Annotated in this window: 13 protein-coding genes; 5 read left to right on the forward strand and 8 right to left on the reverse strand. The window is 43.6% G+C overall.

The window, feature by feature from the left end:
- Positions 1 to 67: 67 nt before the first annotated feature.
- The gene (locus BS1321_RS17005; protein WP_063235091.1) at positions 68 to 496 is read right to left on the reverse strand and encodes a MarR family winged helix-turn-helix transcriptional regulator; all 429 of its coding nucleotides are present in this window, start codon (positions 494 to 496) and stop codon (positions 68 to 70) included.
- 120 nt (positions 497 to 616) lie between these two features.
- On the opposite strand from BS1321_RS17005, the gene BS1321_RS17010 reads away from it, so the two are divergent.
- Positions 617 to 1204: an NAD(P)H-dependent oxidoreductase gene (locus tag BS1321_RS17010; protein ID WP_063235092.1), complete on the forward strand. Its 588-nt coding sequence runs from the start codon at positions 617 to 619 to the stop codon at positions 1202 to 1204.
- 68 nt (positions 1205 to 1272) lie between these two features.
- On the opposite strand, the gene BS1321_RS17015 is transcribed toward BS1321_RS17010, so the two are convergent.
- The 7 genes from BS1321_RS17015 to nikC form a co-directional block, all read right to left on the reverse strand.
- Positions 1273 to 2598 (reverse strand): SLC5/6 family protein, encoded by a 1326-nt coding sequence (locus BS1321_RS17015; RefSeq protein WP_094246629.1) that lies wholly within the window; start codon positions 2596 to 2598, stop codon positions 1273 to 1275.
- Positions 2599 to 2601: 3 nt separating this feature from the next.
- Positions 2602 to 3300 (reverse strand): response regulator transcription factor, encoded by a 699-nt coding sequence (locus tag BS1321_RS17020; protein ID WP_063235093.1) that lies wholly within the window; start codon positions 3298 to 3300, stop codon positions 2602 to 2604.
- Positions 3297 to 4064: a sensor histidine kinase gene (locus BS1321_RS17025; protein ID WP_063235094.1), complete on the reverse strand. Its 768-nt coding sequence runs from the start codon at positions 4062 to 4064 to the stop codon at positions 3297 to 3299. The genes BS1321_RS17020 and BS1321_RS17025 overlap by 4 nt, the downstream gene beginning before the upstream one ends.
- 88 nt (positions 4065 to 4152) lie before the next feature.
- Positions 4153 to 5142 carry an ABC transporter ATP-binding protein gene (locus BS1321_RS17030; RefSeq protein ID WP_063235095.1) on the reverse strand — a complete coding sequence of 330 codons (990 nt, stop codon included), beginning with the start codon at positions 5140 to 5142 and terminating at the stop codon, positions 4153 to 4155.
- Positions 5142 to 6164, reverse strand: a complete 1023-nt coding sequence (locus BS1321_RS17035; protein ID WP_063235096.1) for an ABC transporter ATP-binding protein — start codon at positions 6162 to 6164, stop codon at positions 5142 to 5144. Before BS1321_RS17035 ends, BS1321_RS17030 begins: the two co-directional genes overlap by 1 nt.
- A 12-nt stretch (positions 6165 to 6176) precedes the next feature.
- Positions 6177 to 7097, reverse strand: a complete 921-nt coding sequence (gene nikB, locus BS1321_RS17040; RefSeq protein ID WP_063235097.1) for a nickel ABC transporter permease — start codon at positions 7095 to 7097, stop codon at positions 6177 to 6179.
- A 12-nt stretch (positions 7098 to 7109) separates the two neighbouring features.
- Positions 7110 to 8012, reverse strand: coding sequence for a nickel transporter permease (gene nikC / locus BS1321_RS17045; protein WP_063235098.1), 903 nt, complete (start codon positions 8010 to 8012; stop codon positions 7110 to 7112).
- A 210-nt stretch (positions 8013 to 8222) separates the two neighbouring features.
- Here nikC and BS1321_RS17050 point away from each other — a divergent pair, with 210 nt between their 5' ends.
- The 4 genes from BS1321_RS17050 (at position 8223) to BS1321_RS17065 (ending at position 14519) form a co-directional block, all read left to right on the forward strand.
- Positions 8223 to 9779 carry a glutathione ABC transporter substrate-binding protein gene (locus BS1321_RS17050; RefSeq protein ID WP_063235099.1) on the forward strand — a complete coding sequence of 519 codons (1557 nt, stop codon included), beginning with the start codon at positions 8223 to 8225 and terminating at the stop codon, positions 9777 to 9779.
- 67 nt (positions 9780 to 9846) lie between these two features.
- Positions 9847 to 11358 (forward strand): amidohydrolase family protein, encoded by a 1512-nt coding sequence (locus tag BS1321_RS17055; protein ID WP_063235100.1) that lies wholly within the window; start codon positions 9847 to 9849, stop codon positions 11356 to 11358.
- Complete coding sequence (locus tag BS1321_RS17060) at positions 11355 to 12893, forward strand: amidohydrolase family protein (protein WP_081113036.1); 1539 nt, start codon at positions 11355 to 11357, stop codon at positions 12891 to 12893. The genes BS1321_RS17055 and BS1321_RS17060 overlap by 4 nt, the downstream gene beginning before the upstream one ends.
- A gap of 60 nt (positions 12894 to 12953) precedes the next feature.
- A complete protein-coding gene (locus tag BS1321_RS17065; RefSeq protein ID WP_063235101.1) occupies positions 12954 to 14519 on the forward strand; it encodes a glutathione ABC transporter substrate-binding protein in 1566 nt (521 codons plus the stop codon).
- The last annotated feature ends 754 nt before the right edge of the window (positions 14520 to 15273 follow it).

The raw sequence follows: 15273 nt of genomic DNA on the forward strand, positions 1-15273 counted from the left end.
GCTCCCGCGGTTTAAGTTGATCAGTTGTCAACTTCAATTGCGGGAGCCATTTTTGTGTATTCATGCTTTAGTAAAAAAGTTTTGTTTGAAGAATGTCCAGGGCACGGTCAATATCCGCTAAATCTTCATTTGATGCATGCTGCAGCCGGCTTTGGAAACGGGATTCTACGATTGCAAAAGCCTCGTTCATCATCATTTCCCCCTCTTTGGAGAGACGGATGTATTGTTTCCGTCGATCTTCCGAATCATTTATTTTTTCAATTAAATTCTTTTCGCTTAATTTTTTCAATTCACGGCTCGTGTTAGGCATGGAGATATGTTGACAGTCACTGATTTCACTTGGTGTGACAGGCTGACTGACTGTTATATATTCAAGAATTTTATATTGTACCGGCGTGATGGAATCGGATTTTGCATTTTGTGTCAATTCGTTTGTGACTTGATGTACGGAAGTTGTAAATGTAACCATTTTTTCAAAAAGAGCTTTTTTGTCCATAACTTTCACCTCTTACTGAGAAGATATCAAAAGTGTTATCAAAATACAATTATCATTTGACAACTAAAAATAGACGGTGTTATATTATTGTTATCAAATGATAAGTAAATGGGGTGCGTCATGAACATGCTGGTCATTTACACATATCCAAACCATAAAAGTTTAAGCTATGCTTTTTTAGAAAAAGTCATCAAAGGCAGTAAGGAGAACCCCAACATAAAGGGGCTCCAGGTCTTGGATTTATATGAAGAGGGCTTTAATCCGCTCTTGGAGTTCAATGAGCATAAACGAAGGCGTGATATGCATTGTGATCCTCAGCTTGAAAAATATAGAAATCAAATTACTTGGGCCGACAAGATTGTCTTTGTCTATCCAATCTGGTGGGGTAGGCCTCCGGCAATGCTGATGGGATATATTGATCAATTATTTTCTGCGAATTTTGCCTACAGGGATAAAAAGGGATTGTTCCCGGAAGGTCTTCTGAAAGGAAAGTCGGTCGTATGTGTGTCCACGATGAAGGGACCTGCAAAGTATCCGCTTCTCTGGTTGAATGATGCGCATAAAATATTGATGAAAAGAGCCTTATTAAATTTTGTCGGAATCAAAAAAGTGAAGTTTTTCGAATTCGGTAATATGGAAAGTCCAAAGGGGAAACAAACTCAAAAGCTAGAAAAGGTTTATCGGTATTTCAGAAAGGTGGCAAGCTAAGTTTTTACGAGATTAAAGAAGAACCCCATTCATGTAAGGAATATCATAATGAATGGGGTTGGCAGTATTCATAGTTTTGTTTTCACGAATCTCCATTTGTTCTTAATAAGGGTAAGGATCGTACAAATCACTAGGATCGTCAATGAAGCTAATCCACTAAACCATATGCTTTGGAATTCACTTACATAAGGCTGGATGATGTATGAAGCCACAATGGCCAGTACCGCGCTTATCGGTATGTAATCAGCAACTTTCCCTTTGCTGAATACGATAACCAGGATTGGAGCCAGCAATGCCGAGTATATATTGCCTGAATAAAATAAGAGCTCCAATAGGTTTGGGGAATAGAAGAGTGTAGCAACGAAAACCAATCCTCCAATACATATTGAAAGCAGGCAGGCCATCCTTATTTTTTGCTGGTCGCTTTTTTTTGTTTTTAATGGTTCAAGAATATTGGCTACGATCAGGCTTACCAATGAATGCAGGCAGGCACCGAATGTTGAGGTGATTGCACTGAAAGCGCAGAGCACAAAAAGGATGAAAAAGAATGGTGTGGTTATTTTGTTTGCCAATCCAGCCAGAATCGAGTGTATATCAGTGAAGCCGCCCGTAAAGATAACCATGATGAACAGGGATGAAAAGGAGAGCGGGAATATGATCCATATAAGGCCAGATAAAGAGAATGTCAATGGAACCTTTTTGATTTCTATCATGAATAATCGCTGCCATGATGTCAGGTCAAAGAAAAACTGGCCGAATCCAACAAGAAGTCCTGCAAAAAGAAAACTCCATAGATCATATTTATTGATGACGAGCATGTATGGATGGTATAAACGAATCCCATCATAAACAGGCTGAATCCCTTCTTTAACGAAAAAGTATAAAGGAATTAAGATAACTGCGGCAAACATGAAGACGACTTGAAAAGCTGCGAATCCATGAATGAGCTTTAACCCGCCGAATCCAGCAAAAAGGACACAAAAACCGAAGAAAAAGAACAACCCGACATAGAGCGGGGTATCGAAAAGAAACTGACATAGGGTGGACGCGGCCATTCCCTGAATGAATAAAATGTGTAAACTGGTTATGATAAGAATCACGATCAATATCCAATATCCGAGGGGATGAAGCCGGGCTTTTAAATAGTCCCCGATGGTCAAACCCACTGGAAAATCCTGCCGGACCCTCTTCCCGATGAAGCTGAACATGAACAGGGCGATCGCTCCCATCAGGGCGTATCCGATCCCTCCGAAAACTCCATACTTCACCATCGATTCGGGGGAGGATAATATCGTGGTTCCTGTCACCCAGCGTGCCAGGAGGGAGATGATCCCTAAACCCATCCCGATTTGAATGGGGCCTTGTACGTATTCTTGAAATGTACGTGATCGCAATGTTCATTTTCCTTTCTCGCGGAACTCCTTGGGCGTGATTCCTTCTATCTTCCGGAATAAAGTGCTGAAATAATGCTGGCTATTGAATCCCGATTTTTCAGCGACGTCTGATATGCTCCAGCTGGTGTTATTGGTTAAGGCCCTTTTAGCGGCCTTTATTCTATAGTGCATTAAATATTCCGAAAAGGAAGTGCCTACTTCTTCATGGAATTTCCTGCTTAAATAAGTCGGATTGGTATGCACTTCACGAGCGATGTCCGAAAGGGAGAGCTTTTCGGCATAATTTTCATGAATGAATGAAAGCGAATGGTGAATAAGGGTTGAATAGTTATGGGAAGATTCCCTTTTGTCATACTTAGCCAGGACTTTATGCAATTCACTTTCTATTACAGGTTTCGTTAAATAATCAACCACGCCTATCCTGATGGATTGTTGGGCATAATCGAAACTTTGATGCGCGGTCACCATTATGATTTCGACTTCTTTGTTTAGTGCCCTTAGGTCTTCACCAAATTCAAGACCCGATCGCCCCGGTAGATTAATATCCAGGAAAGCGAGGTTGATTTTATGATTTTGGTTGAGGGTCAGTGCCTGACAGGCATCAGCAGCTTTGTAAAACTTCCAAAAAGGGTATATGGACTGAATCATATATTCCATTTGTTCAAGGACCAATGGTTCGTCATCAACTAATAATACATTCATTCCGGCGCGGCCTCCTCCATTTTCTTATCAAAAACCAGTGGCCATGATACCTCTACCTTTGTTCCCGATTCATTAGAAACTATATTCAATTGTGCACGGTCATTGAAATACAAATATAAACGTTTTTGGATATTATCCAGGCCATGGCCGCCTTCGTCCGTAATGGAAGATTCATTTCCCATTAATCCATTATCCGCCACTTCCAGATATACCATCTGCGAATCCAGATAAAACCGGATATGCAGAAGGGCTTCACCCACTTTTTTTTCCAATCCGTGTTTAAACGAATTTTCCACCAAAGTCTGGAGAATGAAGGGAGGGACCAGTGCGATTGATAATGGTTCCGGGCACTCCATATCAATCTTGAGCCGATCACCGAAGCGAAGGGTCTGGATGTCGAGATAATGCTGGGTATACTGAATTTCCTGGGAAAGGGGGATCAATGGTTCTGATGCTTTATATTTGAATTTCAAGAATTGCGAAAATGCCTCTAAGGCCCGTATCAATTCAGCCGTCCTGTTCAGGCGGGCCAAGCCCAATATGACATTTAGTGTATTAAACAAAAAGTGTGGCTGGATTTGCTGGTTCAATTTATTATATTGTGCTTCTTGCAGTGCTTGCTCCAGGCGGATCTCTTTGTTTTTATTTTCAAGAAGGTCGATCCTCTTCTCGAATATGAATAGAAATAAAAGAGCGATAGCTCCCATGATGGGAGCTAAAATGAAGAGCATGATAATTAAGGTGAATCCCTCGTAACTTAGCATGGAGAACCTCTGCTGGTTATATTTTTAAATAACTTGAATTATTCTGTTTATTAGTATCATACTAAAGACCCCTTCGGAAATCTACAGCTTATGACACAATGTGACAAGCCACTTGGTGATTTTGTGCCGATCGTTTTAGTTCGGGTAGCTGTGTTTTGCAGATATCCTGTACAAAAGGGCATCGTGTATGGAAGCGGCAGCCGCTTGGAGGGTCGATGGGTGAGGGTACATCACCCGTCAATAGGATCCGTTCCCTTTCATGCACAGGATTCGGTACTGGGATGGCCGACAGCAATGCCCTTGTATATGGATGCTGCGGCTGTTCGAAAATGGACTTTTTATCGGCTATTTCGACTATCTTTCCGAGATACATGACCATTACCCGATCCGAGATATGTCTGACCACACCTAAATCATGTGATATGAAAAGAAAGGTAAGGTCAAACTGCCGCTGTAAGGATTTTAATAAATTCAACACTTGCGCTTGAATGGAGACATCCAGTGCAGATACAGCTTCGTCACATATGATCAATTTTGGGTCCACTGCAAGAGCCCGCGCAATACCGACCCGCTGTCTTTGGCCGCCGCTGAATTCATGCGGGTATCTTTCCATGGATTCTGGTCTCAGCCCGACATGTCCTAATAATTCTTCAATCCTGCTCTTTCGATTTTCTTTAGGCACTACATTTTGGATGGATAAAGCTTCCCCGAGAATTTGGCCGATAGTCTGTCTAGGATTAAGGGAGGCAAATGGATCTTGAAAAATGACTTGCAGATCCTTCCTGGTACGCCTCATTTCTTTTTTTCCTAAACTCAGTAAATCCTTATCCTGAAAGTGAATGCTCCCGCTTGTTGGTTCATCCAATCGAAGTATGGCCCTGCCGGTAGTCGATTTTCCGCAGCCGGATTCGCCGACTATGCTTAAGGTTTCTCCCTGATGGATATCGAAGGTAATGTCATCAACGGCTTTTACATGATTGATGGTTCTTCCGAAAAATCCACCCTTTATCGGAAAATATTGTTTCAATTGATCCACTTTAAGCAGAACCTTTTTCTCTGCAGCTGGTACAACCATCATTAAATTCCCACCTTCTCTTGAGCGTCATATTCTTTCTCCCATTGGGGGGTGAACATCCAGCAGCTGACCTGGGTGTTTGGGCCGGTTACCTGGAGATCCGGTACGGCTTGTTCACAAATGCTCTTCTTGTTTGCACAGCGGGGAGCGAAGCTGCATCCCTTGGGCATGTTGTAAGGACTTGGAACGGTCCCGGGAATTGTAGTCAGTTCTTCCTGGTCCATGTCCAGACGCGGAAGGGAGCTTAATAGACCAATGGTGTATGGATGTTTTGGGTTTGTGAATATTTCCTTGGCCAAAGTGTATTCAACGATTTTCCCTGCGTACATGACGGCAACCCGATCACAGGTTTCGTATACGACACCCAGATCATGAGTAATCAAAATGACAGCCGTCCCGAAATCTTTTTGCAGCGTCTTGATTAGTTCGAGGATTTGGGCTTGGATCGTCACATCCAGTGCTGTTGTAGGTTCATCCGCTATTAAAACCTCAGGGTGGCAGGCAAGTGCCATCGCAATCATGACCCTTTGCCTCATTCCGCCGCTTAGCTCATGCGGCTCCTGTTTTGCCCTTTTTTCAGGTGAGGGGATTCCGACGAGCCGAAGCATGTCGACCGCTTTATTCCATGCTTCCTTTTTTCCCAGCTTTTGATGGAGCCGGATCGCTTCTGCGATTTGCTCGCCTGCTGAATATACGGGATTCAATGATGTCATCGGCTCCTGGAATATCATCGAAATTTCATTCCCGCGTATGGACCGCATCTGTTTTTCAGATTTCGTAAGCAGATCCTCCCCTTTAAAAAGGATGCTGCCCCCGGCAATCTTGCCGGGTGGCGATGGAATGAGTCTTAACAATGATAGAGATGTTATGCTTTTACCGCTTCCCGACTCCCCGACGATTCCAAGCGTTTCCCCTTTATTGAGGGTAAAACTGATTCCATTGACTGCTTTACTCGTACCTTCGTCAGTAAAAAAGTGGGTCTGCAGATTTTTTACCTCCAGTATTTTATCATCAACCTGATTCATCATCATACCTCCTTAGTTCAAGTCTATTCTTTTGTTAAAGTATCGATAGAGGACATCTACTGCTAAATTCATGAATACGAAGATAACGGAAGCAATAAGGACCCCGCCTTGAACCATCGGTAAATCCCTCGTTCTGATTGCATCGACTATCAATCTCCCAAGTCCATTGATGGCAAAAACGGACTCTGTCAATACGGTGCCGCCAAGGAGTGCACCGAACTGGAGGCCAACGACCGTAATGACGGGGATAAGCGCATTTTTCAGACCATGTTTATAAATGATGATATATTCTTTTAATCCCTTGGCTCTTGCGGTCCGGATGTAGTCCTGGCGAACGACTTCAAGCATGCTTGACCTGGTCATCCTGGCAACGATTGCCGCTCCGCCGGCCCCAAGGGTTATGGCTGGGAGTATCATGTGCCTGAAAGTTCCCCAACCTGAAACCGGAAACAAATGAAGATTTACGGAAAAGAAGTAGATAAGCATGAGGCCCAGCCAAAAACTAGGTAACGAGATTCCAAGTAAAGCAACGATCATGATGGAAATGTCAGCTGCCGAGTATTGCTTGGTAGCCGAGATGATTCCTGCGAGCATTCCAAGCACAACGGTTATGAAAATGCTGGCAAGTGCCAGTTCAAGGGTGATGGGCAAGCGGACCATGATCTCGTCCAAAACAGGGCGGCTGCTGCGGAGTGATTCTCCAAAGTCCCCTTGAACAGCATGAAGGATATAGTCGACGTACTGATAAAGGATTGGACGATCCAAGCCAAGCTCATGCCGCAGCGATTCAATCGTTTCTTTAGTCGCTCCTTCACCCGCAAGCAGTGTTGCCGGATCTCCAGGGACCATTTGCATGATGAGGAAAACAACAAGACTTACTCCTAGTAAAACCGGTATGGTTTGAAGTACTCGTCGGATAATAAATACGAACATTTTCTCTCCTCCTTATTTTTTCATTCTTGGATCCAGGGCATCTCTAAGTCCATCCCCGAAGATGTTGAAGCCAAGTACCAATGTTGATATCGCTATCCCCGGAAACAAAGCGATGTGCGGGGCGCTGAACAAATAATCCCGACCGCTGCTCAGCATCGCTCCCCATTCTGGTGAGGGGGGCTGGGCTCCCAGTCCCAGGAATGATAATCCGGCAGCCGACAGAATGGCTGTTGCCAGACGCAATGTAGCTTGAACGATGACAGGTGATAGAATATTCGGAAAAATATGCTTGCATATGATCGTTATGTCAGTGGCTCCCAATGCACGAATGGCATCGATATATTCCAGCTTTCTGACTGACAATGTGGAACCGCGTACAATCCGGGCAAACATCGGTATGGAAAAGACGCCGACCGCTACCATTACATTGATTAAACTTGGACCAAGGGCACTAATGATGGCAAGAGCAAGCAATATTCCCGGGAAAGCCAGTAGAACATCGACAATCCTCATAATGACGGTATCGATCCATTTTCCGTAATAACCAGCTGTTAATCCGAGGAGTATGCCTATGAACGCCCCGAAGAATACAGAGACAAACCCAACCGTTAATGAAAGCCGTGTTCCATATAATAATCTGCTTAAAATATCCCTTCCTTTATCATCCGTACCCATCCAATGTTCGGCTGACGGAGGCTGGAGTTTGTTGACTAAATCAATTTCATAGGGATCCTGCGGTGAGATCAAAGGTGCAAAGATAGCCAATAAAATATAAAAAAGTACGATGTACCCGCCTATCAATGCCAATTTATTTCGCTTGAATTTTTTATAAAAGGCTTTCCAGTGTCTTAGTTTCGGAGATTTTCTTTCTTTTACATTCAATTCGGTATTATTCATTACGACCTCTGGCTTCATTGGACTTCCTCCTTTTCTTTCATTCAATTTATTCAAAAAAGGTATTGAAGTAAATATGATGCGGAAAAGCAGTAAAGATAATTAAAAAATGAGTAAAGATTCTGAAAATATAAAATTCGGTTTTTTTTTATAATTTACAGTAAGCCCGATGTACTCATAGCTGAAAGTTACTTGGAGAAACAAAGGCAGGTTGAAAAGGGAGGAAATAGAATGAGAAAAGGTATGATTGGGTTGCTTTTTGCATCTTTATTAGGCATCTCATCCGTTTTATCAGGGTGTGCAACAGAACAAACCGGCAGCAAGGAAACAGAGGGAAAAGCGAAAGAAGGAGGAACGCTGATCGTCGCGCGATTATCTGACGCGACCACCTTGGACCCTCATTTCATAACAGACATTCCATCTGCAAACGTCATTTATGAAAAGGTTTATCAAACATTGGTCGTTCCTGACAAAAACATGAATCCTAAACCGCTGCTCGCAAAAGAGTGGAAACAATTGGATGAAGTCACTTGGGAGTTTAAATTGCAGGAGGGAGTCAAATTCCATGATGGAGCTCCATTCAATGCCGAAGCGGTGAAAACCAATTTCGACAGGATACTGGACCCGGCAACAGCTTCTCCGCAGGCTGGTAAATTGGAAATGATCAAAGAAATTAAAGTCGTTGACGAAACGACTGTACAATTCAAGCTGAAATATCCTTATGCTCCGCTATTATCGATTTTAGTGAGTAATGAAGGAAGCATCATCAGCCCTAAAGCGATTAAGGAACATAGTGACAAATTGAGTCAAAACCCTGTTGGGACAGGGCCATTCGTTTTTAAATCATGGAAACCAGGTGAAGAAATCACACTTTCGAAAAACAAGGACTACTGGGGGGATCAGCCTAAGATTGATGGGGTGGTATTCAAGGTTGTCCCTGAAGATGCCACGAGGATTGCGATGATTGAAACGGGAGAAGCGCATGTGACCGATCAAGTGCCAGTGACGGAGATTGATAGGATCGAAGCGTCGGGCACGATGGATTTATATCGCACGGAGGGACTTGCAGTTGAATACTTAAGCTTCAATGTTAAGAAAAAACCTTTTGATGATGTACGGGTCCGTAAGGCGGTCGCTCATGCCATCGAGGTCGATTCCATTATCAAAGGGGTTTATAACGACGTCGGTACGAGGGCTAATTCAACAATGAGCCCGAAGGTGTTTGGCTATGATAAGGATATAAAAGGCTACGACTATGATATTAATGAATCGAAGAAGCTCTTGACTGAAGCAGGGGTCAAGGATGGTTTGGAGTTTACACTGACGACGAGTGATCGTAAGGAAAGGATCAATATGGCCGAGGTGATTCAATCCCAGCTAAAAGGAATCGGTATTAAGGTCAAGATTCAAGTCCTTGAGTATGGTGCTTACATTGACGCGACAGCCAAGGGCGAGCATCAGGTATCGATAGGCGGCTGGGGCAATGCAACTGGGGATGGAGATTATAATCAATTTAATCTTTTCAATACCAAATCCCAAGGTGCAGCGGGAAATAGTTCATTCTATAGCAACCCTGAAGTGGATAAATTGATTGAAAATGCACGTAAAGAATCGGATGGCGATAAACGTATGGAACTATATTCGAAGGCACAAGCAATTGAAAGGGAAGAAGTTCCATATGTTCCTATCCGTAACTATGAACACTTGGCGGTATACGGTGGGACGGTTAAAGGACTTTGGCTGAATCCGGCAAATTATTTAATGCTTGATGACGTAACCGTGAAGTAGGGAATTCATCACAAAGGGAAGGCAGCATAAGGAAGTTATGCTGTCTTCTCAATTAGGAGGGGAAAATATGATAGATTTACTGCTAATCCATGGGACCGTTATTACCATGGATCAAAACAGGAGAATTCTGCAAGATGGCGCCATCGCCATAAATCAAGGAAGGATTTTAGCCGTAGATTCAACGGAAAAACTGAAAATGAAGTATGAAGCTGTAAAAGTCATCGATTGCAGCCATCAATGCATATTGCCTGGATTGATAGATGTTCATGGTCATGGGGGACATTCCATGTTCAAAACGATCGCAATGGAGAATATTGATTTTTGGATGCCCATCATGACGAATGCGTACAAGCATTTTGTTACAGATGACTTTTGGTATTACGAAGGAAAGCTATCCTCTCTTGAGAGATTAAAGGCGGGCGTGACAACTGGGGTTAGCGTTTTAGGATCCATGCCGCGATCCGATGAACCGATTTTCGCCATCAATCATGCAAAAGCATACGCCGAAGTGGGGATCAGGGAAGTGGTATGCACGGGTCCTTGCAACCCTCCATGGCCCCATTCATTCAGCCGGTGGATTGACGGAAAGAGAGTGGTAAAGGAAGTTTCCTATGAAGAAGTGTTACAGGGGGCGGAAGCTGTAATCGAGGCGCTGAACCATGCAAATGAAGACCGCACGAGAGCCTTCATTACACCATTTGTCATCGTTACATCAGTGGATCCCTCCAATCCCACCTCTCCTGACAGGCTTTATGGGCTGAATGATCATGATCTTTATCAAGCGAAGAAAATAAGGGAGATTGCCAGGAAATATAACACACGCATTCACTCGGATGCCTTTGGCGGGATGATTCATTTAGCGATACAGGATAAGGAAAATGCCCTATTGGGTCCAGATGTCCATTTACAGCACTGTCGGGGCATCTCCTTCGATGAAGCAAGAATACTGGCGGAAACAGGTACCAACGTCAGTGCATCACCTGGATTTGGCCAGGTTCATGCCCGTACCCCGATAACTGAATTATTGGAGATGGGGGCAACTGTGGCGATCTCCACGGATGGGACATCCCCTTCCACAAGCTTCGATATGTTTCAGGCAATGAGGAAAACACAGTTTGTTCACCAGGCAGCCCTTAGGGACTACTATTATCTACCCCCAGGCAAGCTGTTGGAAATGATCACGATAGATGCTGCGAAATGCATTGGTTGGGATGATGAAATAGGCTCCCTTGAGATCGGGAAAAAAGCGGATGTCATTACGGTCAATCTGCATCAGCCTCATCTGACCCCGGAATTCATGCATGTTCACCGGCTTGTATTCCAAGCAGTGGCGAATGACGTGGAGCATGTCATCGTGGATGGGAAATTGATCATGGAAGGGAGGAATGTACGGACCGTACATGAAAGTACAGTGCTGAACGAAGCGAATGAGGAGGCCTTTTCAACGATAAAGCGTGCGGGGCTCGAAAAGTATATGCAACCGACGAAATATTTCTGGGGCCATGCCAGGGCCTATGTAGATGAAAAGCGATATGACGAACGAGAAGACGCTATCGATGTTGAAAGGGGAATAAGATGAAAACCAAGCTTAAAGGAAGATATGTAATTGGGTATGATGGGTACGATCATGTCATTTTGGAAAATGCAGAGATCGTTTATGAAAAAGACACGATTCTGTATGTCGGAAAAAATTATCCAGAAGAAGTTGACGAGGTAATGGATGCCGGTAACGCCATTATCAGTCCTGGCTTCATAGATTTAAATGCATTAGGGGACATTGACCATGATATTTTACATTTTGAAGCCGGTACCGACAGACAGAAGAACCTTCTCTGGTCAGATAAATATATAAAAAGCGGACATCCTGAATTAATGATCGGGGAAGAAGAAGCCTTCAAATCACTATATGCTTATTCACAGCTCATTCTTCATGGCGTGACGACGGCGATGCCCATTACTTCCGTTTTTTATAAAAGCTGGGCTGAAACCTATGATGAATTGGCAGCTGCCGCAGAACATGCTGCTGGATTGGGGTTAAGGATTTACCTGGGCCCGAGTTTCCAATCAGGAATGAGAGTCGTCGAGCCTAACGGGAAAATTAAACTGCATTGGGATGAAAAAGCCGGGGAAGCGGGATTACGGAAAGCGGTCGAGTTTGTAGAAAAATTCGATGGAGCCTTTGAAGGAATGGTCAGAGGAATGCTTGCTCCGGAACGTATAGAGTCTCAAACGGCAGATCAATTAAAACAGATTAAATATTACAGCGAAAAGTTGGATGTACCCATAAAGCTTCATGCTGCACAAGGAAGTTTTGAATTCAACACCATATGGGAAGCCCATCATGTTACACCGATCAGATATTTATACGACCTTGGCTTTCTCGGTCCAAGAACAGGGATCCCGCATGCCCACTTTGTTTCAGGATATAGTAAAGCGAAATATGGACAGGGTGATGACTTGGCGCTGCTGCGGGAAACGAATACAACGGTGATACATTGCCCTCTGATCATTGGGAGGCATGGGGAGGCGTTAGAATCCTTTGCTAAATATAAACGGGCTGGGATCAATATAGCCCTTGGAACGGACACATTCCCTCCTGATATGTTCCAGAACGTCAGGACAGGCAGCATGCTCTCACGGATGGTGGAAGGAGAAACGGAAGGCTCTGTCTATGCCGATTTCTTTCGTTCAGCCACACTAGATGCGGCCGCTTTTCTTGGCAGGAACGATCTAGGACGCATCGCAGCGGGGGCCAAGGCGGATATCATCGCGATTGACTTGGACGGTTTCCATATGGGAGTAATCGATGATCCCATTCGAACCATGTTCGTAAGCGGGTCTGGGAGGGACGTTAAATTATCCATCATAAATGGAAAGGTAGTCATGAAGGATCAAATAATCCCCAATCTTGATTTAACTGAAATCAAATATAAGGGGCAACAATATTTTACTAAGATGAGAAGAGGATATATGGAAAGGGATTATCAGGAGCTTCCTGAGAAAGAATTGTTTAAGCCATCATTCAAGGTCGTGGAATCGATAGCGATACAGAAGCATAAAAACCAAACAAGTAAAGAAAATGAAAAACATAGTAAAGATATTCGAAATGAATAGTCAGAATATTTCTTATAATTAGACAAGTATTCAAAAAATGAAATTGGGAGGTCGAAGTCCATGGGGTTAAAACGTGGGACAGGAAAGTTTTTTCTAGTCATGATCATGGCCATCATCATTACGGGCTGTTCTTCTAACAAAGACGTAAGCACAACAGCAAGTGATCCGAACAAAGCATCAAACGAAGGGGGTACATTGGTTATTGCCCGCTTATCCGACGCTGAGAATTTGGATCAGCAGTTCATGTCCACGATTAACGCCGCTAGCGTCACTCACCATAAAATCTATGAAGGACTTGTACAACGGGATGAGAATAGTGAGATACAGCCAATGCTAGCAGAAAAATGGAAGCAATTAAATGACACGACCTGGGAATTCAAGCTTAGGGAAGATGTAAAGTTTCATGATGGCACACCATTTAATGCAGACGCAGTAAAAAAGACGTTCGATCGACTATTGAATCCGAAGGTCGCTTCTCCCAGAGCGGTAGTATTCGATATGGTAAAAGAGGTGAAACCGGTTGATGAATTTACCGTGCAATTCATTTTGAAGGAACCTTTTTCCCCTCTCCTTTCGATATTGGCGAATCATGAAGGCGGAATCATCAGTCCGAAAACGATTGAAAAGTATGGAAAAAAGATTATCCAGGAACCGAATGGAACCGGTCCTTTCGTTTTTGATTCATGGTCCCCAGGCCAGGAAATCACCTTGACGAAAAACGACAGCTATTGGGGAGACGAGCCAAAAGTGGACAAGGTCATCTTCAAGGTCGTCCCGGAAGACTCCACAAGGATATCCATGATTGAAACGGGTGAAGCGCATATCGCAGAGCCTCTTCCTGTAGCTGTAATGGACCAGGTTGAATCTTCACCGGCAATGGATGTTTATCGCAGTGAAGGGTACGGTACCGAATATTTAGGGTTCAATGTCAATAATGAGCCGTTCAATGATGTAAGGGTCCGTAAAGCCATTGCCCATGCCATTGAAATGGACTCGATTATCAAAGGTGTCTTCAATAATGTGGGAGTAAAGGCGAACTCCTTGATGGGTTCTAAAGTATTCGGGTACAACGAAGAACTCGAAGCCTATGATTACAATTTAAAGGAAGCAAAGAAACTGATGGCCGAAGCTGGATATTCAAAAGGCTTGGATGCGACCATCCTGACAATGGACAGTAAAGAAAGAGTTAACTTGGCTGAGGTCCTGCAATCCCAACTAAAAGGTATAGGGATTAATTTGAAGGTACAGGTCATGGAGTACGGTACGTTCGTGGAACAAGTGAATAAAGGGCAATCGGAAATGTTCATCATCAGTTGGAGAAACGCGACGGGGGATGCTGATTATAATCAATATAATCTATTTCATACGGAATCACAGGGAGCGGCCGGAAATACATTCTTTTACAGCAATCAAAAGGTTGATCGTTTAATAGATGCCGCCAGGAAGGAAAAGGAAGAGGAGAAACGCAAAGAACTATACGCAGAGGCACAGGAAATCGAGATGGGTGACACCCCGTATATTCCTGTAAGGGTCATAGAAAATGTTGCTGCAGTCGCGAAAGAAGTAAAAGGATTTTCAATCAGCCCTTCAGGTTATCTGGAGATAAATAACGTAACGATAAAGTGATGGGCAGAAAAGTAGAAAGGGTTCATCCATTAGGGTGAGCCTTTCAGTTTGTAGACGAAAGGGGTTGGGAAAACGTACCTTCATCAAATGATGTTCCCGACCAACTGACCCAAAGCAACATTTTCAATTCCTCAGATATGGTTTCTATCTAAGTGTTCTAACAAAGTTGATTGGAACGGGTGTGCAAGACTCCTGCGGGAAAAGCGCGTCCAAGGGAGTATAACTGTAGCCAGAAATGAGGATTGGAGTCCGAATAGTAAGGTGAAGGTCGAAAAAAATTCGTGAACGGTCGAATAAAGTGCGGGGTAGGCCGAATACTGTGCGTGAACGGCCGAATATTTTGTGGTTTAGGTCGATAAATTGCGTCAACGGCCCAAGACAGTGCAGCGGGTCGAACAAAGTGCTCCGGTCTTTATGGTTTTTTACTGTAATCTACATTGGATTGAAGAGATTTGCGACACTCCTGCCGAATTACTGGCTAGCCGAGACCCCACAGGCGCTTGGCCGAGGAGGCTTGGCAGACAGTCGGCGGAAAGGGAGCGGATCTCTGAAATCAATTGAACTTTTTAAATAAAAAACTGCAGGCAAACTTAGTTTTCATAGAGTTGTCTACAGTCTGAAAGGGTTCATCCATTAGGGTGAGCCTTTTTCTTTGGCACAATAAGTAAAAATAACATAAAAACGAGTAAAAATTCTGAAATTATTTGCTGATCTTTAAAACTATAATGAAAGTGATGCATGTTCAATCTGAAAT

It is taken from the genome of Peribacillus simplex NBRC 15720 = DSM 1321, assembly GCF_002243645.1.
GTDB lineage: Bacteria > Bacillota > Bacilli > Bacillales > DSM-1321 > Peribacillus > Peribacillus simplex.

Bases quoted from the DNA above. Each gene is read 5' to 3' on its own strand.
- BS1321_RS17005 (WP_063235091.1), bottom strand. From the start codon at position 496: ATGGACAAAAAAGCTCTTTTTGAAAAAATGGTTACATTTACAACTTCC.
- BS1321_RS17010 (WP_063235092.1), top strand. From the start codon at position 617: ATGAACATGCTGGTCATTTACACATATCCAAACCATAAAAGTTTAAGC.
- BS1321_RS17035 (WP_063235096.1), bottom strand. From the start codon at position 6,164: ATGAATCAGGTTGATGATAAAATACTGGAGGTAAAAAATCTGCAGACC.
- BS1321_RS17055 (WP_063235100.1), top strand. From the start codon at position 9,847: ATGATAGATTTACTGCTAATCCATGGGACCGTTATTACCATGGATCAA.
- BS1321_RS17050 (WP_063235099.1), top strand. From the start codon at position 8,223: ATGAGAAAAGGTATGATTGGGTTGCTTTTTGCATCTTTATTAGGCATC.
- BS1321_RS17060 (WP_081113036.1), top strand. From the start codon at position 11,355: ATGAAAACCAAGCTTAAAGGAAGATATGTAATTGGGTATGATGGGTAC.
- nikC (WP_063235098.1), bottom strand. From the start codon at position 8,012: ATGAAGCCAGAGGTCGTAATGAATAATACCGAATTGAATGTAAAAGAA.
- nikB (WP_063235097.1), bottom strand. From the start codon at position 7,097: ATGTTCGTATTTATTATCCGACGAGTACTTCAAACCATACCGGTTTTA.
- BS1321_RS17025 (WP_063235094.1), bottom strand. From the start codon at position 4,064: ATGCTAAGTTACGAGGGATTCACCTTAATTATCATGCTCTTCATTTTA.
- BS1321_RS17030 (WP_063235095.1), bottom strand. From the start codon at position 5,142: ATGATGGTTGTACCAGCTGCAGAGAAAAAGGTTCTGCTTAAAGTGGAT.
- BS1321_RS17065 (WP_063235101.1), top strand. From the start codon at position 12,954: ATGGGGTTAAAACGTGGGACAGGAAAGTTTTTTCTAGTCATGATCATG.
- BS1321_RS17020 (WP_063235093.1), bottom strand. From the start codon at position 3,300: ATGAATGTATTATTAGTTGATGACGAACCATTGGTCCTTGAACAAATG.